Origin of the sequence: Massilia consociata (genome assembly GCF_042432755.1) — a bacterium.
GTDB classification, from domain to species: domain Bacteria; phylum Pseudomonadota; class Gammaproteobacteria; order Burkholderiales; family Burkholderiaceae_D; genus Telluria; species Telluria consociata.
Map to the genome: position 1 here is coordinate 311,378 of NZ_JBHLWP010000013.1, position 26,131 is coordinate 337,508.

A 26,131-nucleotide genomic window follows, 5' to 3' on the forward strand; every position below is an offset into this window, starting at 1 on the left:
GTGAGATTGTGGTGTGCGGCCCGGCTTACAGGACTTGCTTGATATCGGCCATCGTGACGACGCCCTTGACCGGCAGGTTCAGCTTGACGCCGTCCTTGGCATTGGTGGTCACGCTCGCCACGCTGTCGAAGGACAGCGTGCGCGCATCCTTCAGTTCTTCGCCGGCGCGCGTGGCCACCACGCGGTAGGTGTAAGTGCCGTTGGGCAGCGTGACGGGCTTGCCGTCGGCATCGACCTTGGTCGGGTCGGGCACGCCGTCCCAGGCGATCGGCACCACGCCGGCAGCCTGGGGGCCGAGCTCGATGGTCGCGACTTCCTTGCCGGTGGCGGTGCTGGTGATGAGCACCTGCACCTTGTCCGCCGCGCTGTCCAGCTCCACGCCCAGGATGGCCTTGCCGTCGTTCAGCCCCAGCTGGTGGCCCTCGACCAGCACGCCGTGGCCGATCAGGTTGGTCGCCTGCATCGCCTCGGACGACTGGTAGCTGCTCTTCAGGGATTCCAGTGTGCTGTTGAGCTTGTTGACGCCGGTGACGGTCTGCAATTGGGCCAGCTGGCTGGTGACCTGCGCGTTGTCGAGCGGGTTGAGCGGATCCTGGTTCTTCAGCTGTGTCACGAGCAGGGTCATGAACTTGTCGGTGTCGGCCTGGACGCTGTCGACTTCCGCCTTCCTGGCGTTCATGGTCGACATCAGGTCGCTGGCCTTGGCTGGGCTGCCGGTGGTGTTGATGGTGGTCATGGTGGCTTAATCGTTGGCGTTATTGGCCGAGGGTCAGGGTCTTGAGCAGCATGGTCTTGGCCGCATTCATGGTCTCGACGTTGGTCTGGTAGGAGCGCGAGGCCGACAGCATGTTGACCATCTCGTCCACCACGTTCACGTTCGGCATCGCCACATAGCCCTTCTCGTCGGCCATCGGGTGCTTGGGGTCGTAGACCTGCTTGAGCGGCGACGGGTCCTCGACCACTTCGCGCACGCGCACGCCGGTGGCGCCGGAGGCCTGCGGCACCGCCTCGAACACGACCGCCTTGGCGCGGTAGGCTTCGCCGGTGGGGCTGGTGGCGCTGTCGGCATTGGCCAGGTTGCTGGCCGTGGTGTTCAGGCGCTGCGCCTGGGCGCTCATGGCCGAACCGGAAACATTGAAGATATTGAATAAGGACATGCTGAGTTACCCCTTACTGACCCTGGATGGCCGCGAGCAGGCCCTTGATCTGGGAATTGATCATCGTGATGCCGGCTTCGTAGCGCAGCGCGTTGTCGGCGAACTGGTTGCGTTCCACGTCCATGTCGACGGTGTTGCCGTCGACGCTGCCCTGCACCACGCCGCGATACAGCACCGGGGTGCCGTTGGCGAGCATGTCGCCGGTGGGCTTGCCGCGGCCGATGTGGGCCTGGGCGGTGGTGGCGAGCGGGCCCGCAGTTGCGCCACCTGCGCCCTTGCTGGCCAGGGCGCCCTGCAGCGCGGAGGTGAAATCGATGTCGCGCGCCTTGTAGTTGGGCGTGTCGGCGTTGGCGATGTTCGACGCCAGCAGTTCCTGGCGCTGGGCGCGCAGGGACAGCGCCGTTTCATTGAAACTCAGGTACTGGTCGATTTTGCCGATCATGCCGCCTCCTGGCAGGGATACTTGTTGGGACAGCACCGATGATACGGATAGGCAACAATTCCCAATCGGCCGAGAAGGACGGGCAAACCCCGGCTATTCAAAGTTTCGCCAGGGAATCACGCTGCCTAAAATGGCAGCATCTTCTCTTTCCTATCCAGGCTCGACCGATGAAGCATTACCTTGCCGCCCTCCTTCTGCTGGCTGCGCCGTTCGCGAGCGCGCAACAGGCGCCCGCCCAGCGCCAGAACCTGCCGGCCCTGCGCGCGGTGGTCGAGCAATACCTGCAGGTCCAGACCGCCGGCCTGCCGGGCCAGGTGACGATCAAGGTGGGCAACGTCGACCCGCGCACCAGCCTGGCGGCCTGCCCGGCGCCGGAAGCCTTCCAGCAGCCGGGCGCGCGGGCGTGGGGAAAAACAACGGTCGGCGTGCGCTGCACCGCGCCGAGCTCATGGACGGTGTATATTCAGGCCACCGTGAACGTGGTCGCCGACTATGTGGCCGCCGCGGTGCCGCTGGCCCAGGGCCAGCCGGTGGATGCCGGCCAGCTCGTCATGATGAAAGGCGACATCGCCGCCATGCCGAACGGCATCATCACCGACATGGCGCAGGCCATCGGCCGCACGCCCACCGCGTCGCTGCCGGCCGGCACGCCGCTGCGTCTCGATACCCTGCGCTCGAAACCGGTGGTGCAGCAGGGCCAGGCGGTGCGCCTGGTCTCGAAAGGCGCGAATTTCTCGGTCTCGGGCGAAGCGCGCGCGATCAACAATGCAGGCGAAGGCCAGGTAGCGCAGGCGCGCACCCAGTCCGGCACCGTGGTGAGCGGCACGGCGCGCGCCGGCGGGATCATCGAAGTCGCCATCTAAGGCCATCGCATAATTTTTTATAAACCCCTTTTCTGCTCTAAAGTTTGTGAAATCCGCGCCGATACCCGATGCAGATACCGGAGTTTCCGCTCCGAACAGAGAAGGATGATGCTGTGAAAATCAACGATACCCTCAAGGGCAACCCGGGCCTTCAGCCGACCAACGCCAACGGCGCGAACAACGCACGTGGCGCCGACAAGGCAGCAGCAAACACCGCCGCAAGCACCGCCGCGACCAACCAGGCCGCGACCGACAGCGTGCGCCTGTCGTCGCAGGGCCAGGCGATGGCGAATGCCGTGGGCAGCAACAACCAGGTGTTCGACACCAAGAAAGTCGAACGCATCAAGATGGCCATCGCCGATGGCCAGTTCCAGGTCAACTCCGAGAAAGTCGCCGACGGCCTGCTCGACACCGTGCGCGACCTGCTCCATTCCCGCAAGCGATAACCCTACATGCCGACCAGCCCGATCCATACTGTCCCCCTCGAACAGCAACACGTCAGTTCCCTGCTGGAGCTGATGAAACAGGAACAGGCGCTGCTGGTCGCGGCGGACGCCGACGGGCTGGCGGAACTCACCCCGCGCAAGAATGCGCTGCTGCAGGAACTGGCCGCGCTGTCCGCGCAACGCCATGCGGCCCTGGCCGCGGCGGGCTGCGAAGGATCGGAAGCGGGCATGGAACCGTGGCTGGCGGTCGGCGGCAATCCCGAGGCGCGCGCCCAGTGGGAGCAGCTGCTCCACCTCGCCCGCGAAGCCAAGGAACTCAACCGCGTCAACGGCATGCTGATCAACAAGCAGCTGGCGCACAAACAGGGCATGCTCAACGCCTTGCGCATGCCGGCCGGGCTTGAGGCCGGCGGCGTGTACGGGGCCAGCGGGCAGACGATCGCCGGCGGGCCGTCGAAACGCTACGTGGTGGGATAAACAGGAACGGTCGCACAAGCGGCCGTTTTTCATTGATGCCCCATGGTGGCGCGAGTCCTACCCGCCTGCGATTGACCCATACGGCACCGCCGTGACAAGATTGCACGGTTTACATCACATGAAGGAGCGTGTGCCCGCGCTGGTGGAGCGCCTGAAGGCGCTGTACCCGGCGGCGCGCGATCCGCGCGTCACGGTCGTCATCGGGCCCGGCAATTCGGGCGGGACCGTGGCCGGCACGAACGTGCTCATCGGCCTGGAAGTGGCGTGCGCGAACCGCGGCGCCAGCGCGCTGCCGCTGGAGGAGCGTCTTGCCGCCCTCATCGCGCACGAGCTGGTGCACACCCAGCAGCGCGGCTTTGCCGGGCGCACCCTGCTCGACGCCTCGCTCAACGAAGGGGTGGCGGAACTGGTCGGCGAACTGCTGTCCGGCCGCATCCACAATGAACACCTGCGTGCGTGGAGCCAGGCCGGAACCACGGCAACCGACGCGCGCTTTCGCGCGGCGATGCGCAAGACCGACCTCGGGGACTGGATCTACAACGGGGCCGGCACGCCGGATGCGCCGGGCGACCTCGGGTACTGGTACGGCTACCGCATCGCGAAAGCCTTCTACGAGCGCAGCCCCGACAAGCAGGCGGCGGTGGCGCGGCTGCTGGAAGAGACCGACGCCGAGGCCCTGCTGCGCGACAGCGGCTGGTAGGGCCGCGACACGCACCGGCGCTCAGGGCGGCTGCGCCGGTTCAGCCATCGATCCTACCCATCGGTCGAGACGCCGATGAATTCGAAGTGTTCGGCTGCCGCGATATCGGCGCGATCGGCAACCAGTAGGCCGCCTGTGCCGGCCACGCCGACGAAGCGGCCGTTGGCCGCACGCAGGCAGACCCGGTTGCCTGGCGCCGCCACCGGCTGGAACAGTTCCCGGGTGCCGGCCACGAGCCGGTCCGCAATCACCTGTCCGGCCGGCCCGTCGTCGATTCCCAGCAGCCTGCCCGCCAGGGTGCGCAGGGCGATCGCCCCCCCGGCACCGTACACCACCTCGAACTTCGCCAGCGGCCCGATCGCGGCGTGGCCGGCGCTGGCCACGCCGCCGCCTTCCGCCACCCCGGCGAAGGCGCCGCTGCGGGCTTTCAGGGCCAGCCCCGCAGGATGGATGTAGCCTTCCGTCCGGACGAACACGTAGCCGGCGTCGAGCGCGTCCTGCCGTCCCTTCTGGGTCGCGGTCGAAAAATTGTCCGCCCTGTCTGCGCTCCAGTACAGGTCCAGGGCAACGGTATCCGGACGCCAGCCGGACCAGACATGGCCCTCGACGCGCACGAAGGCGTAGCCGGCCGCCAGGGCGTCCTGCTCCCCTTTGACGGTGGAGGTCACGAAGTTGTCCCCGCGTGCGGGATGCCAGAAAAGCTTCAGTGCGACCGTGCCGCTGCGGCTTTCGCCGAACACGAAACCCTCGGTGCGTACCGGCCGGTATCCGGCCTGGACTGCGGCGTCGCGGCCGTCCCGGGTGCAGGTGGCGAAGTTGTCGCCGCGCGCATTGCTCCAGTAGGTATCCAGGGGGCGCGTGCCGCGCGGACCTGTCGCCCTCGTGTGCCAGAAAAAGCGCGAGACCCGGTAGGCCAAGTGGGCCGGCCGCTCGTCGGAAATGCTGTGGCCGGTATCGAGCAGCAGCAGGCGTTCACCCGGTATGTCGGGTACGTGATCGGTGACCTTGACGACCTCGTTATAGATATCCATGACGCCATGCTCGCCGGTGTCGCGCGCACCCGCCGCCAGGAGCAGCGGCCGGTCGATGGTCGCAAAGGGCCAGAGCCGGCCGCCCGGCGCAAGCGGTTCCTGGTGGCTGAACGTTACCTGTTCGTAGGCTGTGGCCCAGAACACGCGCCGGTAGTCCGGCCCGTAGAACTCCGCCTGCTCGAGCAGGCCGCTCCTGGTCGGCGGGTAGCCCCAGGCCCCAAGGATGCGCAGGCCCAGGATCGCTTCGCCTCGCTGCATGGGTTCGAAGAAGCTCTTGCGGGCTTCCGGATCCTCGGCCCGGTTCATCCGCTCCCTGGATTGCTTCTTCGCGCCATTCTTCCCGATGTCCACGTGCGTGCCGCCCCCCACCTCCACCAGGTCGCGCGAGCGCTCGTACGATTCCCAGATCGAGCCGGGCGACCAGCTGGCGAAGCGGAGCGCGCTGGTCAGGGTGCGCACGCCGTCCGAGGCCGAGAACATGGGCTGCTCGGCAAGCCAGAGCGTCATGTTGCCGCCCAGGCTGCCGCCCATCACATACTGGATCCCGCGGGCGATGTGTGCCGACAGCTTCACCAGCACGTCCCGGTAGAAGCCCAGGAGCGGGAAATCCGAGCCGCGGCCGTCCGGCAGTTTGAAACCGTGGAATCCGCGCACCCGCTTCCTGACCAGTTCGTCGAGATCGATGCGCGACGAATAGCCCATTCCGGGCATGTCGAGGGACAGCACCGCCAGGCGCCGGCCGCATTCGGCCGCACGGTCGATCAAGGCCTGCTTGTAGCCATCGGATTCTTCCAGGCGCGAGCCGAGTCCGTGGATGAACAAGGCGAGGTCGTCGTAATGTGCGTCGCGCCCGGTGGTGAGCAGCGCCATGAAGGTCGGATCGTTCGGCAGCGCCCGCGCAGTCAGGTCCGGCAGGGGCAGGCTTGCCGGCGTACGGGGCACCTTGATGGCCACGCGGCAGATCGCGACCGGGTCGCGGGGTGAGGCCGCCAGGTGCAGTTCCCCCATGTGGTCCCGGGTGCAGGGGCGATTGGTCGGCGCATGGGCCGGGTCGTCCTCGCCGGAGACGGCGATCCAGCCGAGCGCGGGGCGCAGCTCGGCGCGATGCCGCGGCGCCCCGCGCAGGGCCCACGCGACGGTGTAGGCACGGTCCAGCGTCGCCTTCACCGCCGCGCGTGCCTGGCCGGCATCGCGCCCGGGTATGTCGCCCAGCACCGCATCGAGGAGACCCGTGTCCGTCGGATGCAGCCGCAGGAACGCGCCATAGGACGCACGGCCCGTCACGGCCAGGTCCGCCATGGCGTTCGCAGCGGTCTCGTCGCCTTCAAGGCGTTTACGGCAGGACAGGAGCAATCTGGCCCGGGCGTCCATCCGCGCCACCTCGCGCAGCCACGGCGCCAGGCGGCCCGTCGCCACGCCGCCGGCATCGTCCCTGATCCGGCTCCAGTCCCAGTACTCGACGTAGCCGGGCGGCGGCCGGTATTCGGGTTCCGGTCCGGCGGCGGCCGGTCTCTCGTCGGGCGGCCGGTACGCTGCGTTTCGCTCCATCTCAAGCCTCCGTGATCGTTGACACAACCAGGGTACAACCAGGATGCCACGCAGGTTTTGACGCGCACGCGTGCCGCGCGTTCACGTGCCGAGCCGACAAAATCAGTGCGGATGCGGCGGCCTGTGCCGCCCGGGATTACGCGCTTTCCCTGCGCAGCATCGCCTCGATCCGCTCCGGCGCCACCGGGCGGCTGAAGCAGTAGCCCTGCATCTGGTCGCAGCCGTGCTCCTGCAGGAAAGCCAGCTGCTCGGTGGTTTCCACGCCTTCCGCAATCACGTTCAGCTTCATCGAATGGGCCAGCGCGATCACCGCGTTGACGATGGCGGCGTCGTCGGCGTCCTGGGTCAGGTCCATCACGAAGGAGCGGTCGATCTTCAGGCTGTGGATCGGGAAGCGCTTCAGGCTCGCCAGGCTCGAATAGCCGGTGCCGAAGTCGTCGATCGCCAGCTGCACGCCCATCTCGGCCAGGCGTCCCATGGTCTCGGTCGCGGCCACCGGGTTTTCCATCAGCACGCTCTCGGTGATCTCCAGCGTCAGCCAGCTCGGGTCGCAGCCGGTCTGCGCCAGCAGGCCCGCCACGCGCTGGGCCACGTCCTGGCCCAGGAACTGGCGCGCCGACAGGTTGACGCTGATGCGCACCAGGGGCAGGCCGGCCTGGCGCCACGCCACCTGCTGCCGCATCGCCGTCTGCAGGACCCAGTCGCCGATCGGGACGATCAGGCCGGTCTCCTCGGCCAGCGGGATGAACTCGGCGGGCGAGACCATGCCGCGGTCCTGCGGCTGCCAGCGCAGCAGCGCCTCGACCCCGGTCACCCTGCCGCTGCCGATGTCCACCACCGGCTGGTAGTGCAGCAGGAATTCGCCGCGCTGCAGGGCGCGCTGCAGCGCGCCTTCCATGCGCAGGTGCTCATAGGCCTGCTCGCCCATCTCGGCGGTGTAGAACGAGTAATGGTTGCCGCCCTGCCCCTTGGAGCCGTACATGGCGCTGTCGGCGCACTTGAGCAGCGTGGCGCTGTCCTCGCCGTCGCGCGGGTACATCGCGATGCCGATGCTGCCGGAGGGGAAGACCTCCTGGCCGCACAGGGTGATCGGCTGGAACAGGTTCTCGAGCAGCTTGCAGGCCACCGTCGACGCGTCCTCTTCGGATGCCAGGTCGGGCAGCACGACCACGAACTCGTCGCCGCCCTGGCGCGCCACGGTGTCGCTCTCGCGCAGGCTGCTGGAGAGGCGGCGCGCGATCTCGACGATCAGGGCGTCGCCGGCATCGTGGCCGAGGCTGTCGTTCACGTGCTTGAAGCGGTCCAGGTCGATGAACATGAGCGCCACCTGGCGCCCGTTGCGGTGGGCGTGCATGATGGCCTGGCCCAGGCGGTCCTGCATCAGCACGCGGTTCGGCAGGCCGGTCAGCGCGTCGTGGTTGGCCATGCGCAGCAGCGCTTCCTCGGCCTGCTTCTGGCGCGAGATGTCCTTGATGACGCAGATGAAGCGCTGGTTGCCGTTGGCGTCGCGCATGCTCGATACGTTGACGCTGACCCAGACCAGCACGCCGTCGCGCCGGATCAGGCGCTTTTCGCGCTGGTAGTCGCTGATCTCGCCCGCCTTCAGGCGCCGGATCAGCGCCAGCTCGTCGGGCAGGTCTGCCTCGCAGGTGAGCTGCTGGAAGAAGCGCTGCAGCAGCTCGATCTCGCTGTAGCCGAGGATGTGCGACATCTTGCTGTTGGTACGCAGCACGCGTCCATCGCTGCCCAGCAGGACGATGCCCACCGCGGCCTGGTTGAAGGTGAGGCGGAAGAACTCCTCGCTTTCCTGCAGGCGCAGGCGCGCCTTGCGGCGGAAGGTGATGTCCTGCCCGATCAGCAGCAGGATCGGGGCCCCGTCCTTGCGGGTGCGGCGGATGTTGAAGTCGACGTAGCGCACGCCGTCGGCCCGGCTGTCGAGCGTGACCAGCACATTGTCGTGCGGCGCGCCGGAGGCCAGCGCCTCGGCCGCGTGGCGCGCCAGGTCCGGGCAGGGGATCAGCTCCTCCAGCGCCAGGCCCTGCTCGTCGAGCAGGCCGTCCGGCACGCCGAGCAGCTCGGCCATCATGCGGTTCATCGAGCAGGCGCGCAGGCCGGCGTCGACCACCACCAGGCCGGCCGGCATGCCGTCGATGACCTGTTCCAGGTAATTCTGGTTCTGCACCAGGCTGCGCTGGCTGGCGTGGGCGTAGGTGTCGAGCGCCAGGCCCATGTCGAAGCAGACGATCTTGAGCAGCGCGTCGCAGGCGGCGTGGAAACGGCCGGGCTGGTGCTGCAGGCGGCGCCACAGCATCTCCTGCAGCTCGGCCAGGTACTTGCGGTAGGCGCCGATGTACCACTTGGGATCGAGCCCGATGCGCTGGTGCGCAACGCCCACGCGCAGGCGCTCGCGGATGTAGTCCTGGCCGTACTCGCCCGCCGTCAGGCTGCTGAAGTAGGAAGCCTGGACCTGGCGCAGGCGCGCCTCCGTATCGCCCCCGAGCATGGCGCGCAGCTGCGGGAAGGCCAGCAGGTGCGCATAGAAACGGTCGGTGAACACGTCGCGGTGGCATTCGAGCAGGTCATGCACGTCGCGCAGCGCCTCGACGTCGGCCTCGCCCAGCTCCAGGAAGGCCTTGCGCGCGTCGACTTCCTCGCGGTCGAGCCCGAGCTCGCGGGCCAGGTTGTCGATGTCCTCGTTGAGCTCGTTGGTCGACGGCCCTTCCGGCTGGCGGGGCTGTCCTGGTGATGCTCCGTGTCGATATGGGAATGTCATGACAGGCCTGCCGCCGTTGGCGCAAATATTTACATAGAGATAGAGTCATTGCATGATAGCAATGTGATGTTATTGAATCGAGCAAATATTCACGAAAAATCACGCCTGTTGTTTCCGAGCCATACGCTCCGTACAACTTATTTCCTGGAGTCAATAAATTCTTGGGATTGCGCAACACACTGGGTGGCGCCCCGCCGCAAAGTAGGCTGATCCACTCTTGCCGAGGAGATTTCCATGCCGCGCCGCCTGCCCCGCTCCCTGCCCCGCTCCCTGCCCTGCTCCCTGATCCTTGTTCCCCTCCTTGCGCCCGTTCTCGCCCTGCATGCGGCGCCCGCGCTTGCGCAGGACGTGTCCGTCACCCTCGAACCGGTACGCCAGAACTTCGCGCGCAGCGACGACGTGCAGGTGCGCGTCACCCTTGCCAACCATGGCAGTACGCCACAGTTCCTGCTCAAGTGGCATACGCCGGTGCACGGCGTGCAGGCGCCGCTGTTCGAGGTGCTGCGCGACGGCCAGCCGGTGCGCTACCTCGGCATCAAGGCCAAGCGCCCCGCTCCCGGGCCTGGCGACTACGTGCGGCTGGAGCCGGGCGATGCGGTGAGCAGCACAGTCGAGCTGTCGGCGCTGTACGAGATGAACGTGACCGGCAGCTACCAGCTGCGCTACCGCACCGCCGGCCTCGGCCTGTTCGGCAGCCGCGCGCTGCAGCCGACGACCGGCCAGTTGGAATCAAGCCAGGTCAGCATCTGGATCGACGGGCGCCTGCCGCGCGGCGCCCGCCCGCCGGCGAAGCGGGCCGCGGCCGGCAGCGGCAGCCTGGAATTCAGCAAATGCTCGAATGCGCAGCAGGAGCAGGTGGCGGCGGCCATCGACGCGGGCCGCGCAATGACGGTCGAGGGTCACGATTACCTGACGGGCGGCCCCAAGCCTGGCGCCAAAGCGGGCGCCAGGGCGGGCAACAGGCCCGGCGCCGCCGCCGGCATCAGCTACGGCGCACGTTACACGACCTGGTTCGGCGTGCAGGATGCGGAGCGCAGCGCGAAGGCCACGAAGAACTTCGCCGCCATCCGCGACGCCTTCGAGAACAAGCCGCTGAAGGTGGACTGCGGCTGCAACGAGCCCTACTTCGCCTACGTGTACCCGGCCCAACCCTACACGGTCTACGTGTGCAAGGCGTTCTGGACGGCCCCGCTGACGGGCACCGACTCGCGCGGCGGCACCATGCTCCATGAACTGAGCCATTTCGACATCGTCGCCGCGACCGACGACCATGTCTACGGCCAGCAGGGCGCCGCCGAACTGGCCCGCACCAGCCCGGCGCGGGCGGTCAACAACGCCGACTCGTACGAGTATTTCGGAGAGAACACGCCGGTGCTGCAGCTGAAGTGAACCGGATTATTTGCCGAAGCTGAACTTCACCGGCGCCGCCGGGCTGTGGCTGACGGCATCGAGCTTGGCCACATCGGCCAGGTACGGCCCGTCGTAGCGGATCTCGTAGCTGTTGCGTCCCTGCTTGAAGGCGTAGGTCGGCGTGATGTCGATGGTGTTCACGTGCATCGTGTGCGGGTCCACCGCCTGGTAATCCGCGGCCGTGAGCGCGCTGCGCTTGACCATCCTGCCGGTGTAGTCGAGCGGTGTTCCTTTCGCATCGCGCACGTCGAAGCGCCGGCCCGTGAGCTCGTCTTCGACCGCCACCTCGCGCGGGACGTAGATCGTGGTTTCGCCGTGGTTCTCGACGATCAGGCGCACGCGCACCTTGCCTTCCGTGGTTTCGACCTCGAGCTGGTGGCGCACCGCCGGGTCTTTCTCGACCGCGCCCACGGTGCCGATGGCGCTCACCAGGCCACCCGCAGCCAGGGCCAGCAAGGGCAGGATTCGTTTGACATGCATGTACGCTCCCCTGAAAAAATATTTCACCCTACGGTTGCAGCGGGACGGAAACGGGCTCCGGCGTCGCCGCCAGGATCATCACCGCCACCCGCCGGTTGCGCGCCTGGTTCGCCGGCGTGTCGTTCGGCGCCACCGGCCGCGTGGCGCCGTGGCCGATGGCGGACAGCCGTGCATCCGCCACCCCGCTCTCGATGAACAGCCGCACCACGCTCGCCGCGCGCGAGGCCGAAAGTTCCCAGTTGGACGGGTAGCGCAGGTTCGCGATCGGCAGGTTGTCGGTATGGCCTTCGACCTCGATACGGTGCGGATCGTTCTTCAGCAGGCCCGCCACCTGGCCCAGGATGTCGCGCGCGTCGCCGGCCAGCACCGCCTCGCCCTGCTCGAACAGCACGCTGGCATTGATCTCGACGCTGATGCCGCGCGCGTTCTGCGTCACCCGCACCTGCCCCGACTTCACCAGCGGCAGCAGGGTGGCGGACAAATCCCTGGCCAGCGTCTCCATGCGCTCGCGCTCGCGCCGCGCCGCTTCCAGGCGCTTGCGGTTGACAATGTGCGACAGCGGCAGCACCGGCTCGACGTTGGTGTTCACCTGCGTGGCCGCGCCGCGTCCGCCGAAGGCGTCGCCCAGCGCTTCGGACAGCACCGCATACTTGCCTTCGTTGACGATGGAGATCGCGTACATGACCACGAAGAACGCGAACAGCAGGGTAATGAAATCGGCGTAGGAGATGAGCCAGCGCTCGTGGTGCCCGCCGTCGCCGGCCTCGTCGTCGTAGCGTTTGCGCGCCATGTCGTCGAAGCGCCGCCTAGTGGCGCGCCAGCAGGCTGGCCACGCGCTCGTCGACCACGCGGGTGTGGTCGCCGCTGGCGAGGTCGTGGAAGACTTCGGCCAGGATCTCGTACTGCGCCACCTTGTCGCTGACGATGGCCTTGAGCTTGTTCCCGACCGGGTAGAAGAACAGGTTGGCCAGCCCCACGCCGTACACGGTGGAGACGAAGGCGACGGCGATGCCCGAGCCCAGGCGCGAAGGGTCGGACAGGTTTTCCATCACGTGGATCAGGCCCAGCACGGCGCCCAGGATGCCGATGGTCGGCGCATAGCCGGCGGCCGACTCCCAGATGCGCGCTGCCTGGCGCTGGGCGAATTCGTAGGCGGTGATCTCGTTCTCGAGCAGGCTGCGGATCTTCTCCGGGTGGATGCCGTCCACCACCAGGCGCAGGCCCTTCTGGATGAACTTGTCCTTCGTGCCCATGTACTGCTCGAGCGAGAGCAGGCCGTCGCGCCGTGCCGTCAGGCTCCACAGCGCGATCTCGCGCGAGAGCTTGTCGCGCCCGGACTTCGGGGGAAAGAACACCCAGCGCAGCATGCGCACGCCATGCAGGAAGGTGCGCGCTTCGCTTTGCAGCAGCACCGCGCCGAAGGTGCCGACCACGACAATGGCGAAGGCGGCCGGCTGCAGCAGCGAGGCGAACTTGCCGCCGTCGAGCGTGTGGCCGACCAGGATGCCCGCGATCGCGAGCACCAGGCCGGCTACGCTGGCCCAGTCCACAACTGCTCCTTCAGCGCCGCGCGCAGGCGCGCCACCGCCTGGGTGTGCAGCTGCGACACGCGCGACTCGCTCACGCCCATCACGGCGCCGATTTCCTTCAGGTTGAGTTCTTCCTCGTAGTACAGGCCCATCAGCATCTTCTCGCGCGGCGGCAGCTTGTCGATGGCGTCGATGACGGCCTGGCGGAAGTCGGTGTCGAGCAGGTTGCGCAGCGGGTCGGCGTCGTCCACCGCGTAGCGGTCGAGGAAGCTGTCGCTGCCGCCGTCGCCGTCCTGCTCGTGGAAGTCTTCGTAATACAGCAGCTGGTGGCCGCCGCTCTCGCCCAGCATTTCCTGGTAGTCGGCCAGCGACAGCTTGAGCGACTTGGCGATCTCGGATTCGCTCGGCGGGCGGCCCAGGCGCTGCTGCAGCGCTTCCATGGCCGCTTCCACCTTGCGCATGTTCTGGCGCGTGCTGCGCGGCATCCAGTCGCTGCTGCGCAGCTCGTCGAGCATGGCGCCGCGGATGCGCAGCACCGCATAGGTCTCGAACTGGGCCCCGTGGTTGTCCTCGTAGCGGTTGATCGCGTCGAGCAGGCCGATCATGCCCGCCTGCACCAGGTCATCGACTTCCACGGAAGGCGGCAACTTGGCCTTCATGTGGTGGGCAAGGCGCTTCACCAACGGCATGTGCTCCGTCAGCAAATGGTTCTTGTCCGCTTTCCCTTTGACCGTGTACATGCGCTGCCTGTTCTTCTTCTCTGATACTCAAGACCCGAAATGGGCACTGCCTCCCCTGCCCAGTCCGGGCATGGCACGCAAGGCGAACTTGCCCGCCAGGCGGCGGAACGCGACCGACGCGCCGGCCAGCGGGAAGGCGTCGACCACGGCCCGGCCCAGGCGCGCGGCCCGGTGCAGGTACTCGTCGGCCGGCACCGAGCCCATCGAACTGAGGCTGACCGCGAGGTAGCGTGTTGCCGCGGTAGACATATTATCGTATACAACCCTGGCCTCGGCCTCGGTGGCGCCGGTGACCAGGATGCCGAAGGGGCGGCGGCCCAGCTGCTGCGACAGGCGCTTGATCAGCGCGTAGGCGTTCGTGATCGAGGCGGCGGAGGTCCCGACCTGCACCACGATCTCGGACGTCGCCATCGGCGGCAGCGGGAAGTCGCCGTCCGGGCCGAGTTCGCCGTCCACCATCACGATGCCGGCCTGCTTGACCAGCACGTCGAAGGTCTTGGCCAGGCGGCGGGTCTCGCCGTGATGCGCGGCATGGCCCTCCGGCCTGCCGAGGGCGGCCACGGAAAAGCCCTGCGGCACCTGGTGGATCACCTGGTTCAGCGCGCACTCCTGGCGCGCCACGTGCGCCAGGGTGCCGGCGCGGCTCAGGCCGAGGCGGCGGGCGACGCCGTATTCGCGCTCGCAGGCGTCGACGATCAGGACCTCGTCCCCCAGCTGCGCCAGCGAAGCGCCCAGGTTGACCAGCATCGCGCCCTTGTCGTCCTCGGGCGTGGCGGAGAGAAACGTGACGATGCGCGGGCGCGGGCCCTGCAGCATCCGGCGCAGGCCTTCGGCCTGGTCGAAATCGAAACTAGCCAAGGCTCACCTCGCGCAGGCCGCGGTCGTTGTGGATCGACGCGTTGGCGCCGGCGGCGGCCATCATCAGCGGCAGGTCGGCGTCGCCGAACTGGGCGCTGGCATTGCGGTTGTTGCGGAAGGCGCGGTCGACCAGCATGGCGCGGTCGGCCAGGTGCAGGTCTTCCGGCACGCGCTGGCCGTTCGAGATGTAGTGCAGGTTCAGCTTCTGGCGGATCACGACGTCGAGCACGCCGCCGATCGAGGCGGCTTCGTCCAGCTTGGTCATGATGCAGCCGGCCAGGCCGCTGCCCTGGTAGGCGCGCACCACTTCGTTCAGGGTCTCGCCCGTCGAGGTCGCGTTCATGCACAGCAGGCGCTTCACGTCGGCGCCGGATTCGCTCAGCATGGCCACCTGCTCGGTCACCATCTGGTCGCGCTGCGACATGCCGATGGTGTCGATCAGCACGGTGTGCTTGTTCTTGAGCTCTTTCAGGGCGATGCGCAGGTCGGCCTCGTCCTTCACCGAGTGCACCATCACGCCCAGGATCTTGCCGTAGATGCGCAGCTGCTCGTGGCCGCCGATACGGTAGGCATCGGTGGTGATCAAGGCCAGCTTGTCCGGGCCGTGGCGCATCACGCAGCGCGCCGCCAGCTTGGCGGTGGTGGTGGTCTTGCCGACGCCGGTCGGGCCGACCAGGGCGAACACGCCGCCGCGCGACAGCAGGTCGTCTTCGTTGGCAATCGTGGTCAGGTTACGCGCCAGCACGGTCTTGATCCAGCGCATGGCCTCGGCCGCATCCTTCGTGGCCGGCATCTTGTCGACCAGGTAGCGCGCCAGCGTCGCCGAGAAGCCGGCGGCCAGCATCTCGCGCAGCACGGCGGCCTTGTGCGGCTCGCGCTGGGCGGTGGCGTTCCACGACAGTTCGGCCAGCTGGGTTTCCATCAGGCCGCGCATGGCGCGGATCTCGTTCATCATGCCGCTCATCTCGAGCGCGGCCGATTCCTTGGCCTGGGCGATGGCGGCGCTCATCATCTGGGTCATGGCGGCCATGTCGATGCCCGCTTCCGGCGCCGGGGCGCGGCGGTTGGCGTAGGTCGGCGGAAGTTCGGGTTCGGCCATCGGCGCGGCGCGGCGCTCCGCATAATGCTGGCCGGCGAACGGGTCCAGCCTCGGTTGGGCGGCGGCGCGCGGCGCGCTTTGGCGCAGCTCGGGCTCGCGCGCGGCCGGCGCAAAAGCGGCCGGGGCGCGGGTGAAGACCGGCTCCGGGTCGAAATCGTTGTCGAAGGCCTGGAACTGCGGCTGCTGCGGCTCTTCGATGCTGGGGGCGGACAGCGAGGCGACGTCGTCGTTGTCCAGCGCCAGGATCTCGACCACGCCGTCGACCGGGCGGTTGGAAAGGATGACCGCGTCAGGGCCGAGCGCCTCGCGCACCTTGCGCAAGGCGTCACGGGAGGTAGCCGCTGTAAATTTCTTCACGTTCATCGTTGTTCTCCGCACTTCAACTGGTCTGTTCTGTGTCTGATTGCCGGGGGCGCCATTGCCCGTCCATAGCCAGCATTATTGGCGATGCCGTCAGGAAACCATCGGGGGAGAAAGAAGGGGAAATGGGCCTATTTCAAAAGGCCGAGGTCGCTTGGGCGTGAAAGACGGGTTCTGTAGGGTGGGCGGCTCGACCCCAGAAATCGTGCCTGGCCGCGCCGCGGACGCCGCCCACGCGTTCAAAGCACAAGCGCAGCCGCTGCGTCTTTTCAATGGAGAGTTGAACGCGTGGGCGGCGTTCCCGGTACCGGCTGCTCAGCTTGCCGGACGAAGCCGCCCACCCTACGAACCCCGGTTTGCCTTACATCGGCGCACCCACCAGGCTGGTCACCCGAATCGTTTTTGTTTCCGGAATCTCGTTGTGCGACAGCACCTTCAGCTGCGGCACCGCGCGGCGCAGGAAGCGCGACAGCAGCACGCGCAGCGGGGCCGGCACCAGCAGCACCGGGCTCAGGCCCATCTGCTCCTGCTGCTGGGCGGCGTTGGCGGCCTGCTGGGCGATGGTGTCGGCCAGGCCCGGCTCGATGCCGCTGCCGTCGCCGCCCGCCCCCATCGCCTGCATCAGGAGGCGCTCGAGGCGGTTGTCGAGGGCCATGACCGACAGCTCGTTGGTGCCCGGGAACAGCTGCTGCACGATCGCGCGGCCCAGCGCCACCCGCACCAAGGCGGTCAGCTCGTTCGGATCCTGGGTCTGCACCGCGTGCTCGGAGAGCGTTTCGATGATGGTGCGCATGTCGCGGATGTGCACCCCCTCCGCCAGCAGGTTCTGCAGCACTTTCTGCAGCGTCGACAGCGGCACCACCTTCGGCACCAGGTCCTCGACCAGCTTCGGCGTCGCCTGGCCCAGGTGATCGAGCAGGGATTGGACTTCCATGCGGCCCAGCAGTTCCGACGCGTGGGTCGTGATCAGGTGGTTCAGGTGGGTCGCCACCACGGTGCCGGCATCGACCACCGTGTAGCCCATGCTCTGCGCCTCGTCGCGCAGGCCGGCGTCGATCCAGGTGGCCGGCAGGCCGAAGGCCGGGTCGGTGGTCACCAGGCCCGGCAGCGTGCCGCTCGCCATGCCCGGGTTGATGGCCAGGAACTGGCCGTTCATCGCCTCGCCGGTGCCCACTTCCACGCCCTTGAGGGTGATGCGGTAGGCCGAGGGCTTGAGCTCCAGGTTGTCGCGGATGTGCACCGGCGGGGCCAGGAAGCCGACTTCCTGCGCGAACTTCTTGCGGATGCCCTTGATGCGCTTGAGCAGGTCGCCGCTCTGCGCCTTGTCCACCAGCGGAATCAGGCGGTAGCCCACTTCCAGGCCGAGGGTGTCGACCGCCATCACGTCCTGCCAGGTGGCTTCTTCCGATTCGGCTGGCGCAGCCCCGCCACCCGCACCGGCTGCGCCGCCTGCGCCACCCGCGCCGGCGGCACCGGCCGCGGCCGCACCCGCCTCCTTGGCCGGATTCTCCTTGCGGCGCTTGGCGACCAGGTAGCCGCACCCCAGCAGCGCGCCGCCCAGCAGCAGGAAGACCAGGTTCGGCATGCCCGGGATCATGCCCAGCGCCAGGATGATGCCGCCGGTGATGTACAGCGCTTCCGGACGGGCGAACAGCTGGTTGGTGAGCTGGCTGCTGATGTCTTCGTCGCTGGCCACGCGCGAGACCACCATACCGGCCGCGACCGAGATGATCAGCGAAGGAATCTGCGCCACCAGGCCGTCGCCGATGGCCAGCAGCGTGTACACCTCGGCGGCCTTGCCGAAGGCCAGGTCGTGCTGGACCATGCCGATGACCAGGCCGCCGATGACGTTGATCAGGGTGATCAGGATGCCGGCGATGGCGTCGCCCTTGACGTACTTGGACGCACCGTCCATCGCGCCGTAGAACTCGGCCTCCTGCCCCACTTCGTTGCGGCGCTTGCGCGCCTCGGCCTCGCCGATCAGGCCGGCGTTCAGGTCGGCGTCGATCGCCATCTGCTTGCCCGGCATCGCGTCCAGGGCGAAGCGCGCGCCCACCTCGGCGATACGGCCCGCGCCCTTGGTGACGACCGTGAAGTTAATCAGGGTCAGGATGACGAACACGACGATGCCGACCGTGTAGTTGCCGCCGATGAGGAAGTGGGCGAAGGCCTCGACCACCTTGCCGGCGGCGTCGCCGCCGGTATGGCCTTCGGTCAGCACGATGCGGGTGGAGGCGACGTTGAGCGCCAGGCGCAGCATGGTCGAGACCAGCAGGATGGCCGGGAAGGCCATGAAGTCGAGCGGCTTGACCGTGTACAGCGCGGTCAGGAGCACGATGACGGACAGCGCGATGTTAAAGCTGAAGAACACGTCCAGCGCGAAGGCCGGCAGCGGCAGGATCATCATCGCCAGCAGGACGATGATGAAGATCGGCGCCGCGAGGGCGCTGCCGCCGCGCGCGCCGAGGCCGTTCATCCATGCCGGCAGTTTGATGCTGTTCATTAGTGCAGTGCTCCGTTATTCGTGCCAGGTTGCTGTTGTTGCGAAGCCGGGTTGTGCGGGTCCATCTCGGGCGGCACGGCCAGTTTCGTCGGGCGATCCGGGTACAGGCCTTCGCCCTTCTTGTAGGCGCGCAGCTGGTAGACGTAGGCCAGCACTTCCGCCACGGCCGAGTACAGCTTTTCCGGGATTTCCTCGTCGATGTCGGTGTGCTTGTAGAGCGCACGGGCCAGGGCCGGCGCTTCCAGCAGGGCCACCTTGTGCTCGGCGCCGAGTTCGCGGATCTTCGCCGCCACCTCGTCCACGCCCTTGGCCACCACGCGCGGCGCGCCCTTCTGGCCGTCGGCGTACTTCAGCGCCACCGCATAGTGCGTCGGGTTGGTGACGATCACGTCGGCAGTGGGCACATTCTGCATCATGCGGCCGCGCGCCATTTCACGCTGCATCTGGCGAATCTTGCCCTTGATCTGCGGATTGCCGTCCGATTCCTTCGACTCCTGGATCAACTCCTGGCGCGTCATCTTGAGCTTGTCGCCGTAGTGCCAGAGCTGGTACGGACCATCGATGGCAGCGATGATGCCCAGGGCGCCGACGATGAACAGGAAAGCCTTGCCCATCAGCTCGCCCACGTGGGCGCTGCCGACGTTCAGCGGCTCGACCGCCAGGCCGAGCATCGCGTCCTTCTGGCCCATGATGACCACCCAGGCCACGGCGCCGACCACCAGGGTCTTGGCGATGGCCTTCAGCAGTTCGATCAGGGAGTTGGTGGAGAACATGTTGCCGATACCCTTGATCGGGTTCAGCTTCATGAAGTTGGGCATGAACGCCTTGGACGAGAACAACCAGCCGCCGATCAGGAGCGGCGACGCCAGGGCGACCAGCATGATCAGTCCGGCCAGCGGCAGGCAGGCCAGCAGCACGCCCACCAGGTCGACCGTGATGCGTTCGATCAGGACGTTGGGATTGAAAGCCTGGTCGCGGCTCAGGGACAGGCCCGACTGCAGCGCCAGCTCCAGCTTGCCGACGAGCGCACCGCCAGTCATCCACAGGCCGGCGCCGGCGGTCATCAGGACGGTAAACGTAGCCAGCTCGCGCGACCTGGGAACGTCGCCGTCTTCGCGGGCTTTCTGCAGCCTCTGGGGTGAGGCCGGTTCAGTCCGTTCTGCGTCGCTGTCGTCCGCCATCCACCACTCCTGTCAACGAATCTGTCGAAAACAGGATTATCGCCGGGATTGCCCTACGGCTATACCCAAAACAAGCGGGAAACCTTGTGCCAATTCGCGGGCTTGTGCGAAACAGGCTTTTGAACGCACATCTTTTAATGCGCAGCAACACGAAAAAATATTGAAATAAAGGCTAGCCAACTGTGCAACTGAACCATAAACAACTGCTCTACAATACCCAAACCGGTTATGAACAAAGCGGCGCAAGTCGATGATTCAAAAAGGAAATCTTTATAATCGGCAAGGGATAGGCATGCACTGAGGGGACAAGGTCGCCGTATCGATCGATGTCGTTGTACGTCAGGAGATTCCATGCATACCGTTTCTACTCGCATATTTTGCTGCGCCGCAGCATTCGCCGCTTCCCTGCTGGCCATGCCGGCAACGGCGCACGCCAATGGCATCGCCGCGCCCGACAATCCGTTTGCCGGCTTGTTCGCCGAAGCGGCCAATGCGCCGAAAAACGTCCAGTGGGACGTCTACATGACGGGCTATGCCCACCATGGGCGCAGCACCTACACGGGAAAACAGATCAGCAAGATGAACGAGCAGACCCTGGGCGCGGGCCTGGGGCGCACCTTGCGCGACAAACGCGGCAACGACGAGTCGCTGTACGTGATCGGCATGCGCGATTCGCACGAGCGCGCCCAATGGATGGCGGGCTATGCCTATCAGTGGATTTTCCCGGTGAAGCACACCAGCATGGAAGTCGGCATGGGGTTCAGCGCCTTGATGATCCGCCGCCACGACTGGCATGGCGGCCGCCCCTTCCCTGCCGTGTTGCCGGTTGCCTCGATCGGCAAGCGCGATGCCCAGCTGCTGGCGACCTACGTGCCGCGCATCTCGAACAACAGCAAGACCAAGGGCGACATCCTGCTGGTCATGCTGAAGATGGCGTTGTAAGCCGGCGCTTCCTCAGGCGGCCTGGCGCTCCTGAGTCGCCTGGCGCGCCGGACGGTCGAGGCGTACGGTGCGCGGCCTGAGCACGAGCGGCGCAGGCAGCTCGGCCGCGGCGGCGGCCTGCTTGTGCAGGGCGTGGAAGTCGCGGCCGTAGAAGGCGCCATTGAGCTGGGTCTGGGTGATGAGGTAGGTGCGGAAGCGCCGCCACAGTTCCCAGTCGATGCGGTGGTCCGCGGTCCAGAACCCGGCCAGCTCTCCCTGGTAGGTCAGGCCTTCCATGTCGTACAGCGAACGGCCCATCAGCTTGAGCGGTTTGGCGTGGTACAGCGCCGACAGGCCCACCGTGCTGTTGATGGTGACGACGCCGCGCGCATGGCGCAGCAGCGTCGGCAGATGCACATCGTGTACGTAATGCACGCGGCCAACAACGCCATGTTCCTCGCACAGGGAATCGATCAGGCGCCGGTAATCGCGCTGGCCCCGGTCCATCGGGTGGTGCTTGAACACCAGCTGGTGGCGCGGATTAGCGCCGGCGGCAAACGAAGCCACCACTGCGCGGATGAAATCGCGTACGTCCGGATAGTCGCTGTGGACCCGTACCTGGCTATCGTTGTACACCTGGAGCGCGACTGCGAAATATTCGCCGTCGTGCTCGCGCAGCAGGGACTCCATGACCGGCGCGTCGCGGTGGCGGTTCAGGTGCTTGCGCACCCACGCCCGGCACCAGTTGCGCGCCTCGTAGCGGATCGAGAATTTCTTGTGATGCTGGTAGTGCGGATAAAGCGCGCCGAACAGGCGGCCTGCCCCGTAGTAGAACATCGACGACCAGGCACTGCGCTTGAAGCTCGGATAGGCCGGTTCGGGCTTCGGCACCGGACGGTCGGGCAAGGCACGGTAGAACGCCGGGCTGCGCGGCAGCGGCGAATGAGCGTTCACGCCGCCGCATTCCAGGGTGATGTAGTCGGGACGCACATAGCCTTCCTCGAACACGAAGAACGGCAGCCCCAAGCCCTGGACCACCTGCCTGGCGGCGGTGTGGTAATGGCGGCAATCGCCGAAGCAGACCACACCGTCGATACGATGCTCGATCATGAAACGGCGCAGGAAATCCGGAAAGTCGCGCAGCTTGCCGGTGTAGTCGACAGCGTCGAGTTTACGGTGGAAGAACCAGTCACCGCCATTGAAGTTGATCTTCTTGACGCCAATGCCCTGCTCGTTCAACCAGACCGCGACCCGGTTGAAGAACGTCCCCATCGGACCTTGCAGCATTAACACTTTGCGGCACTGCAGCAAGTGATAATGACCAGGGACGGAGAAGTCGCCTTGCAGGTAGCGCGCTAGCTGCGATGCATGAAGGGGAGCGTTCATTGGAGGGAATTGCTAATGGGAAATCACCCCCGGATTATAGCCATTTTCCCTCCTGGAAATGTCTCAGTATGTAACAATCTAATGCAATGCAGCACGGATTGCCGCGATCTCCCCTCTCAGCAGTTCGAACAGCGCCCGCGCCTTGCGTTGTTTTCGTGCAACCCAGCCGCGCTTGATGCCGTGGGCGTCGGCCGCCTGCTGCCGCAGATAATCCATGACCTGTTCCGCGGACACGAATCCGGCGACGCCCGGCAGGACGTAACGCGGATAGGTCAGCATCACCGCATGCACCAGCTCGTCGAGCCCGATGCGGCGCGTGCGCGCCGGCAAGGCGAAGTGGTCCGTGGTGAGCCCCCACCCGGCATAGAACGGTCCGCCGTAGCAATGCACCGTCCGTCCATGCAGCAGGGCCTCGAACCCGGACAGCGAGGTCATCGTGTGCACCTCGTCGGCCGCCAGGATGCAGTCGATGATGTTGGCCTCATTGACGCACTGGTCGGCCAGGCGCGCCATCTCCTGCTCGGGTATCGCGCCCTGGCGGTTGCCGGCGACGACGTCGGGATGGGCCTTGTACAGGATGCAGGCGTCGGGATTGGCTTCCCGCACCCTGCGCAGCAGGTCCAGGTTGGTGCGCACGGCGGGCGACCCGCGCTGGATCGAGGCGTCGTCCTCGACCTGCCCCGGAACCAGGATCACTTTTCTGCCGCCGGTGTCGAGCGCCAGCGTGCTGCGCCCGAGGTTGTACTTGCTCAGCTTGGATGCGACATAGGCCGAGCGGAAGCGCGCGGCACGCTGCAGCTCGTCCGCGTCCAGGTTCTGCGTGGCCAGCAGGCGTTCGAGGTCGCTGCCCGACGCCGGATCGTAGTAGATCCCGTGCTCGTCCAGCACCAGGGACACCGGGCGGAACAAATCGGAACCCAGCCCCACCGAGCGCAGGAAGCCATCTTCCATGCGCCAGACCGGCAAGCCGTGCCGCGCGGCGAGCGCGACGACGCGCTGTTCCTGCCGGATGCCCCAGCTGACGATGCGCGCATCGGGTACGAATTGCTGGCGCTCGAGCGCGTCCACCGACCGGACGAAGCGCAGCCGGGTGGACGGGCCGCCCAGGAAGGGCCGAACGATCGCCCTCTTCCACATGCTCATGCCGACGCAATACAGCGTGCCGCGGGTCTTGTCGTTGGCGGCCTTGTTACGGGCCAGCCAGTCGATGACGTCGAAGATGGTGCCGGGCGCGCCGCTGACGGGGTCGATATAGCGGGTGTAGCGCAGGTAGGCGGCCTCGAACAGCTGTTCCAGCGTGCGCGGCACGTTGCGCCGCTGGCGCAGCGCCTCCATGCCGGGGTGGCGGTCGTCGGTCAGGCCCCAGCCCGCGTACCAGGGCTGGCCGAAGCAGACCACGGGCTTTTCCAGCATCAGCGCCTCGAAGCCCATCTGCGAGGTGACGACGTAGACCTTGTCCACCTGCTCCAGCAGGGAGAGCGGCGAGATGTCCTCGGCGTACAGGCGCAGGCGCGGATCGGGATGGCGCGCCAGGCTGGCGGCCGGCAGGTAGCCTTCCTTCTTGCCGCTCAGGACGTCGGGGTGGGTCTTGACCCAGATCTCGGCCTGGGGGTTCTCTGCCAGCGCGGCGTCGAGCATCGCCGCGAAGCGCGCATGGTCGGCGCCGCCCAGGCGTACCGAGACATCGCCTACGGTCTGGTCGATGACCAGCACCCGTGATGTACACGGCGCGGCGACCGGCGGCAGCGTACGCTCCGGTGCATGGTTGTATTTCGAGAGCCGGTGGCGGCGGACCTGCCCGAGCGCCCGGCGCGCCTGCGCCTGCAGTTCGTCGTCGTGCGCCAGCGTGGCGATGGTCGTCTCCAGGCGCGATGACCCGGTGGCGTCGTAATAGATGCCGAGGTCGTCGATCACCATCGACAGCGGCGGCGCGCCGGAGACGCCCAGGCCGACTGAGCGCAGGAAGCCGTCTTCGAGAGCGATAAATGGCAGGTGGTGCTGCTGTGCCAATGTGCGTGCCCGCTCGGCGGTTTGACGCCGCCCCCAGCCCGCTACAGCGCGCATTTGCACCGAGCGCCTCCGTGGCGACGAGCCAAGTTTGACTACTTCTTCACCAAGAAACGATGTCAGGTAAGGTACACGCCAGATACCGGAAGAGCAAATACCAATCACGTCAGGCCTGTATTAAGTTACAGTGTTCAGTAAATGCTTGTCCAACCTCGGGATGTTTCATGCCATAAGCCAGCGTGGCCTTAAGGTAACCAAGCTTAGAGCCGCAGTCGTAGCGCGTACCTTGCAAGGCTTGCGCAAGTATCGTTTCGTCTTTGAGCATCGCAGCGATGCCGTCAGTGAGTTGGATTTCCCCACCTGTACCTACACGCACAGCACGCAACTTATCAAATACAGACGGATTAAGAATGTAACGTCCTACTACAGCGAGGTTAGAGGGTGCTACGTTGGGATGTGGTTTCTCGATGATACTGGATATCTGCTGAAAACCGTCATTCCGCTCCGATATTTCAACGATTCCGTAAGAGCCGGTCCGCTCCCATTCCACGGTTTCAACTCCGATAACGGAGCTACCTGTTTTCTCGTAGGTTTTCACCATCTGAGCCATTGCCCCAGGCGCACTATCGATGAGGTCATCTGCGAGAATTACAGCAAAAGGCGCATTACCGACAGCTGGTTCAGCGCACAGGACAGCGTGGCCTAGACCGCGGGCTTCCGCCTGGCGGATGTAGAGACACGACACCTGAGGCGGCAGGATATCGCGGGCCAGTTCGAGCAGTTGATGCTTACTGCCGCGCTCCAGTTCGCTCTCCAGTTCGTATGCCTTGTCGAAGTGGTCTTCAATGCTTCGCTTGTTGCGACCGGTAACGAAGATCATTTCGGTGATGCCCGCGGCGACTGCTTCCTCCACTGCGTATTGGATCAGCGGCTTATCGACAATTGGCAGCATTTCTTTCGGACTGGCTTTCGTAGCCGGAAGAAAACGTGAGCCGAGACCTGCGACCGGGAAAACTGCTTTTGTAACTGCTTTCATTTTTCTTTTAAGCTCTGCGACATACTTAATTATTTCTAAACGATGTGATCTATTAAACGCCCTTTAAAGGTCCGTCCCAAGTCATCGATTGTGCTCGTTCCCGTGCCGCAGCCCTCATCCTCTGACGTCGCTGCGTATCCAGGCTCAAATCGAGGATGGTCTCCACCCACAGTTCCGGTTCGTTTGGCAGCAATATGCCATCGACACCGTCCTGAATAAAATCACGGTATGGAGCGACATTGGAATAAATGCCTACGGCTCCCATACGCGCGAAGTCAAAGAATTTCGTTGGACCGCGCGCCGCGTTGAAGGGATCGGGCAGCAGTGGAGCCAACCCAATGTCATGTTTTATCGCTGACGTGTAGGCGAGATAACTCGGCCAACTCATTGGGTGCAAAACTGCGACGCGGGGTATCTGCCTATACATGCGGTTTACCTGATGGTCTCCGAACACCTCTACTCGAGTTTCGTCATTACCCCGCTGCACGCTTGAGAAGATCGACACCAACCATTCCAGTTCTGCCTTGTGCGAAGCCGTTCCATGATAGCAAATCGAACACATGTTACCCTCAACCGCGATATCGCCAATACTAGCACCCGGAAGGAGCAATGTAGGTCTCCACTTATAGTATTTTTCTGCTAGATATTGAGTTGACACCCAAAATTCGTCGCAGATTGACTCAAGCTTTGTACGCTGATGAACTGCAAACTTCCTGATCTTTTTTTCGTATGATGCAGGTAGGTTTTTCAGAGCTAGCGGATCCATCAGGTCGTCATCCATAAAATAGATGACCCGTCCGCCACTAGCACGAAATTCTTGTAGTGGTTGGACCCATTCACTAGGAAGATAACGCACGATAACGACACAGTTGTATGTTGCAGGTAGCCCGTCTTCGGCAACTCCGGTTTCGGTGTCTATGATCACACCTCGCTGCCCTAATTTAGAGAGATAAGGTCTCAACAAATAGGTAATTGATGCCGTATCGCTGCTGCTTAATAATCCGACAGTGGGTTTAGTCTTTGCCGACTCATGATGGATACGATGTTCTTCCCTTGGTTTGAACAGCCTCGCCAACAGACGAACCGGGTTTAGCTTTGCTGTCATACAGGATAATCTTGAAATTATTTTACTTCCACAAAGAACAATGATTGGAAAAAGCAGCATGCAAAAAAAGGGGCAATGC

General features: G+C 65.5%; 23 protein-coding genes. 6 read left to right on the forward strand and 17 right to left on the reverse strand.

Annotated elements, in window-relative coordinates:
* Positions 1-25: 25 nt before the first annotated feature.
* Genes ACFFJK_RS14740 through flgB form a run of 3 tightly spaced genes read right to left on the reverse strand, consistent with a single transcriptional unit; the run spans position 26 to position 1,599 of the window.
* Positions 26-736 carry a flagellar hook assembly protein FlgD gene (locus tag ACFFJK_RS14740; RefSeq protein WP_379680115.1) on the reverse strand — a complete coding sequence of 237 codons (711 nt, stop codon included), beginning with the start codon at positions 734-736 and terminating at the stop codon, positions 26-28.
* A gap of 19 nt (positions 737-755) precedes the next feature.
* Complete coding sequence (flgC, locus tag ACFFJK_RS14745; protein ID WP_379680116.1) at positions 756-1,157, reverse strand: flagellar basal body rod protein FlgC; 402 nt, start codon at positions 1,155-1,157, stop codon at positions 756-758.
* A 13-nt stretch (positions 1,158-1,170) separates the two neighbouring features.
* On the reverse strand, positions 1,171-1,599 hold the full coding sequence (gene flgB / locus ACFFJK_RS14750) for a flagellar basal body rod protein FlgB (protein ID WP_379680117.1): 429 nt from the start codon (positions 1,597-1,599) through the stop codon (positions 1,171-1,173).
* A gap of 167 nt (positions 1,600-1,766) precedes the next feature.
* Between flgB and flgA the strand changes: the two genes are divergently transcribed.
* From flgA to ACFFJK_RS14770, 4 genes are all read left to right on the forward strand, one after another.
* Positions 1,767-2,462, forward strand: a complete 696-nt coding sequence (flgA, locus tag ACFFJK_RS14755; RefSeq protein WP_379680119.1) for a flagellar basal body P-ring formation chaperone FlgA — start codon at positions 1,767-1,769, stop codon at positions 2,460-2,462.
* Positions 2,463-2,575: 113 nt separating this feature from the next.
* Positions 2,576-2,908, forward strand: a complete 333-nt coding sequence (gene flgM, locus ACFFJK_RS14760) for a flagellar biosynthesis anti-sigma factor FlgM (protein WP_379680121.1) — start codon at positions 2,576-2,578, stop codon at positions 2,906-2,908.
* A gap of 6 nt (positions 2,909-2,914) precedes the next feature.
* A complete protein-coding gene (locus ACFFJK_RS14765) occupies positions 2,915-3,385 on the forward strand; it encodes a flagellar protein FlgN (RefSeq protein WP_379680123.1) in 471 nt (156 codons plus the stop codon).
* 118 nt (positions 3,386-3,503) lie between these two features.
* On the forward strand, positions 3,504-4,085 hold the full coding sequence (locus ACFFJK_RS14770) for a gliding motility protein GldB-related protein (protein WP_379680124.1): 582 nt from the start codon (positions 3,504-3,506) through the stop codon (positions 4,083-4,085).
* Between the two features lie 53 nt (positions 4,086-4,138).
* On the opposite strand, the gene ACFFJK_RS14775 is transcribed toward ACFFJK_RS14770, so the two are convergent.
* Both ACFFJK_RS14775 and ACFFJK_RS14780 read right to left on the reverse strand, forming a co-directional pair.
* Positions 4,139-6,664 carry an alpha/beta fold hydrolase gene (locus ACFFJK_RS14775; RefSeq protein ID WP_379680126.1) on the reverse strand — a complete coding sequence of 842 codons (2,526 nt, stop codon included), beginning with the start codon at positions 6,662-6,664 and terminating at the stop codon, positions 4,139-4,141.
* Positions 6,665-6,800: 136 nt separating this feature from the next.
* The gene (locus ACFFJK_RS14780) at positions 6,801-9,437 is read right to left on the reverse strand and encodes an EAL domain-containing protein (protein ID WP_379680128.1); all 2,637 of its coding nucleotides are present in this window, start codon (positions 9,435-9,437) and stop codon (positions 6,801-6,803) included.
* 234 nt (positions 9,438-9,671) lie between these two features.
* Here ACFFJK_RS14780 and ACFFJK_RS14785 point away from each other — a divergent pair, with 234 nt between their 5' ends.
* A complete protein-coding gene (locus ACFFJK_RS14785; protein ID WP_379680129.1) occupies positions 9,672-10,826 on the forward strand; it encodes a M35 family metallo-endopeptidase in 1,155 nt (384 codons plus the stop codon).
* A gap of 6 nt (positions 10,827-10,832) precedes the next feature.
* Here ACFFJK_RS14785 and ACFFJK_RS14790 read toward each other — a convergent pair whose 3' ends face one another.
* From ACFFJK_RS14790 to flhB, 8 genes are all read right to left on the reverse strand, one after another.
* Positions 10,833-11,327 (reverse strand): hypothetical protein, encoded by a 495-nt coding sequence (locus ACFFJK_RS14790; RefSeq protein ID WP_379680131.1) that lies wholly within the window; start codon positions 11,325-11,327, stop codon positions 10,833-10,835.
* Between the two features lie 28 nt (positions 11,328-11,355).
* The gene (gene motD, locus ACFFJK_RS14795) at positions 11,356-12,117 is read right to left on the reverse strand and encodes a flagellar motor protein MotD (RefSeq protein ID WP_379680132.1); all 762 of its coding nucleotides are present in this window, start codon (positions 12,115-12,117) and stop codon (positions 11,356-11,358) included.
* Between the two features lie 16 nt (positions 12,118-12,133).
* A complete protein-coding gene (locus ACFFJK_RS14800; RefSeq protein WP_379680134.1) occupies positions 12,134-12,877 on the reverse strand; it encodes a flagellar motor protein in 744 nt (247 codons plus the stop codon).
* On the reverse strand, positions 12,859-13,596 hold the full coding sequence (locus ACFFJK_RS14805) for an RNA polymerase sigma factor FliA (RefSeq protein WP_379680136.1): 738 nt from the start codon (positions 13,594-13,596) through the stop codon (positions 12,859-12,861). The genes ACFFJK_RS14800 and ACFFJK_RS14805 overlap by 19 nt, the downstream gene beginning before the upstream one ends.
* Positions 13,597-13,623: 27 nt before the next feature.
* A complete protein-coding gene (locus ACFFJK_RS14810) occupies positions 13,624-14,454 on the reverse strand; it encodes a MinD/ParA family ATP-binding protein (protein ID WP_379680137.1) in 831 nt (276 codons plus the stop codon).
* Complete coding sequence (flhF, locus tag ACFFJK_RS14815; protein ID WP_379680139.1) at positions 14,447-15,916, reverse strand: flagellar biosynthesis GTPase FlhF; 1,470 nt, start codon at positions 15,914-15,916, stop codon at positions 14,447-14,449. The genes ACFFJK_RS14810 and flhF overlap by 8 nt, the downstream gene beginning before the upstream one ends.
* Positions 15,917-16,274: 358 nt before the next feature.
* The gene (flhA, locus tag ACFFJK_RS14820) at positions 16,275-18,416 is read right to left on the reverse strand and encodes a flagellar biosynthesis protein FlhA (RefSeq protein WP_379680141.1); all 2,142 of its coding nucleotides are present in this window, start codon (positions 18,414-18,416) and stop codon (positions 16,275-16,277) included.
* On the reverse strand, positions 18,416-19,597 hold the full coding sequence (gene flhB / locus ACFFJK_RS14825; protein WP_379680142.1) for a flagellar biosynthesis protein FlhB: 1,182 nt from the start codon (positions 19,595-19,597) through the stop codon (positions 18,416-18,418). The genes flhA and flhB overlap by 1 nt, the downstream gene beginning before the upstream one ends.
* A gap of 351 nt (positions 19,598-19,948) precedes the next feature.
* Between flhB and ACFFJK_RS14830 the strand changes: the two genes are divergently transcribed.
* Complete coding sequence (locus tag ACFFJK_RS14830; RefSeq protein ID WP_379680144.1) at positions 19,949-20,539, forward strand: hypothetical protein; 591 nt, start codon at positions 19,949-19,951, stop codon at positions 20,537-20,539.
* A gap of 12 nt (positions 20,540-20,551) precedes the next feature.
* Here ACFFJK_RS14830 and ACFFJK_RS14835 read toward each other — a convergent pair whose 3' ends face one another.
* From ACFFJK_RS14835 to ACFFJK_RS14850, 4 genes are all read right to left on the reverse strand, one after another.
* Positions 20,552-21,805 carry a capsule polysaccharide biogenesis protein gene (locus ACFFJK_RS14835; protein WP_379680145.1) on the reverse strand — a complete coding sequence of 418 codons (1,254 nt, stop codon included), beginning with the start codon at positions 21,803-21,805 and terminating at the stop codon, positions 20,552-20,554.
* A gap of 177 nt (positions 21,806-21,982) precedes the next feature.
* Positions 21,983-23,968: a capsule polysaccharide biogenesis protein gene (locus ACFFJK_RS14840; RefSeq protein ID WP_379680146.1), complete on the reverse strand. Its 1,986-nt coding sequence runs from the start codon at positions 23,966-23,968 to the stop codon at positions 21,983-21,985.
* 109 nt (positions 23,969-24,077) lie between these two features.
* Positions 24,078-24,947 (reverse strand): UTP--glucose-1-phosphate uridylyltransferase GalU, encoded by an 870-nt coding sequence (galU, locus tag ACFFJK_RS14845; RefSeq protein WP_379680147.1) that lies wholly within the window; start codon positions 24,945-24,947, stop codon positions 24,078-24,080.
* Positions 24,948-24,999: 52 nt separating this feature from the next.
* The gene (locus ACFFJK_RS14850) at positions 25,000-26,112 is read right to left on the reverse strand and encodes a glycosyltransferase family protein (protein ID WP_379680149.1); all 1,113 of its coding nucleotides are present in this window, start codon (positions 26,110-26,112) and stop codon (positions 25,000-25,002) included.
* Positions 26,113-26,131: the final 19 nt, after the last annotated feature.

Excerpts from the sequence above, each read along its gene's own strand:
- ACFFJK_RS14770 (WP_379680124.1), top strand. The coding sequence starts at position 3,504 with ATGAAGGAGCGTGTGCCCGCGCTGGTGGAGCGCCTGAAGGCGCTGTAC.
- ACFFJK_RS14835 (WP_379680145.1), bottom strand. The coding sequence starts at position 21,805 with ATGCTGCAAGGTCCGATGGGGACGTTCTTCAACCGGGTCGCGGTCTGG.
- ACFFJK_RS14805 (WP_379680136.1), bottom strand. The coding sequence starts at position 13,596 with ATGTACACGGTCAAAGGGAAAGCGGACAAGAACCATTTGCTGACGGAG.
- ACFFJK_RS14850 (WP_379680149.1), bottom strand. The coding sequence starts at position 26,112 with ATGCTGCTTTTTCCAATCATTGTTCTTTGTGGAAGTAAAATAATTTCA.
- ACFFJK_RS14775 (WP_379680126.1), bottom strand. The coding sequence starts at position 6,664 with ATGGAGCGAAACGCAGCGTACCGGCCGCCCGACGAGAGACCGGCCGCC.
- ACFFJK_RS14780 (WP_379680128.1), bottom strand. The coding sequence starts at position 9,437 with ATGACATTCCCATATCGACACGGAGCATCACCAGGACAGCCCCGCCAG.
- ACFFJK_RS14830 (WP_379680144.1), top strand. The coding sequence starts at position 19,949 with ATGCATACCGTTTCTACTCGCATATTTTGCTGCGCCGCAGCATTCGCC.
- ACFFJK_RS14740 (WP_379680115.1), bottom strand. The coding sequence starts at position 736 with ATGACCACCATCAACACCACCGGCAGCCCAGCCAAGGCCAGCGACCTG.
- flhA (WP_379680141.1), bottom strand. The coding sequence starts at position 18,416 with ATGAACAGCATCAAACTGCCGGCATGGATGAACGGCCTCGGCGCGCGC.
- galU (WP_379680147.1), bottom strand. The coding sequence starts at position 24,947 with ATGAAAGCAGTTACAAAAGCAGTTTTCCCGGTCGCAGGTCTCGGCTCA.
- ACFFJK_RS14790 (WP_379680131.1), bottom strand. The coding sequence starts at position 11,327 with ATGCATGTCAAACGAATCCTGCCCTTGCTGGCCCTGGCTGCGGGTGGC.
- flgA (WP_379680119.1), top strand. The coding sequence starts at position 1,767 with ATGAAGCATTACCTTGCCGCCCTCCTTCTGCTGGCTGCGCCGTTCGCG.
- ACFFJK_RS14765 (WP_379680123.1), top strand. The coding sequence starts at position 2,915 with ATGCCGACCAGCCCGATCCATACTGTCCCCCTCGAACAGCAACACGTC.
- flgC (WP_379680116.1), bottom strand. The coding sequence starts at position 1,157 with ATGTCCTTATTCAATATCTTCAATGTTTCCGGTTCGGCCATGAGCGCC.
- motD (WP_379680132.1), bottom strand. The coding sequence starts at position 12,117 with ATGGCGCGCAAACGCTACGACGACGAGGCCGGCGACGGCGGGCACCAC.
- flgB (WP_379680117.1), bottom strand. The coding sequence starts at position 1,599 with ATGATCGGCAAAATCGACCAGTACCTGAGTTTCAATGAAACGGCGCTG.
- flhF (WP_379680139.1), bottom strand. The coding sequence starts at position 15,916 with ATGAACGTGAAGAAATTTACAGCGGCTACCTCCCGTGACGCCTTGCGC.
- ACFFJK_RS14785 (WP_379680129.1), top strand. The coding sequence starts at position 9,672 with ATGCCGCGCCGCCTGCCCCGCTCCCTGCCCCGCTCCCTGCCCTGCTCC.
- flhB (WP_379680142.1), bottom strand. The coding sequence starts at position 19,597 with ATGGCGGACGACAGCGACGCAGAACGGACTGAACCGGCCTCACCCCAG.
- ACFFJK_RS14840 (WP_379680146.1), bottom strand. The coding sequence starts at position 23,968 with ATGCGCGCTGTAGCGGGCTGGGGGCGGCGTCAAACCGCCGAGCGGGCA.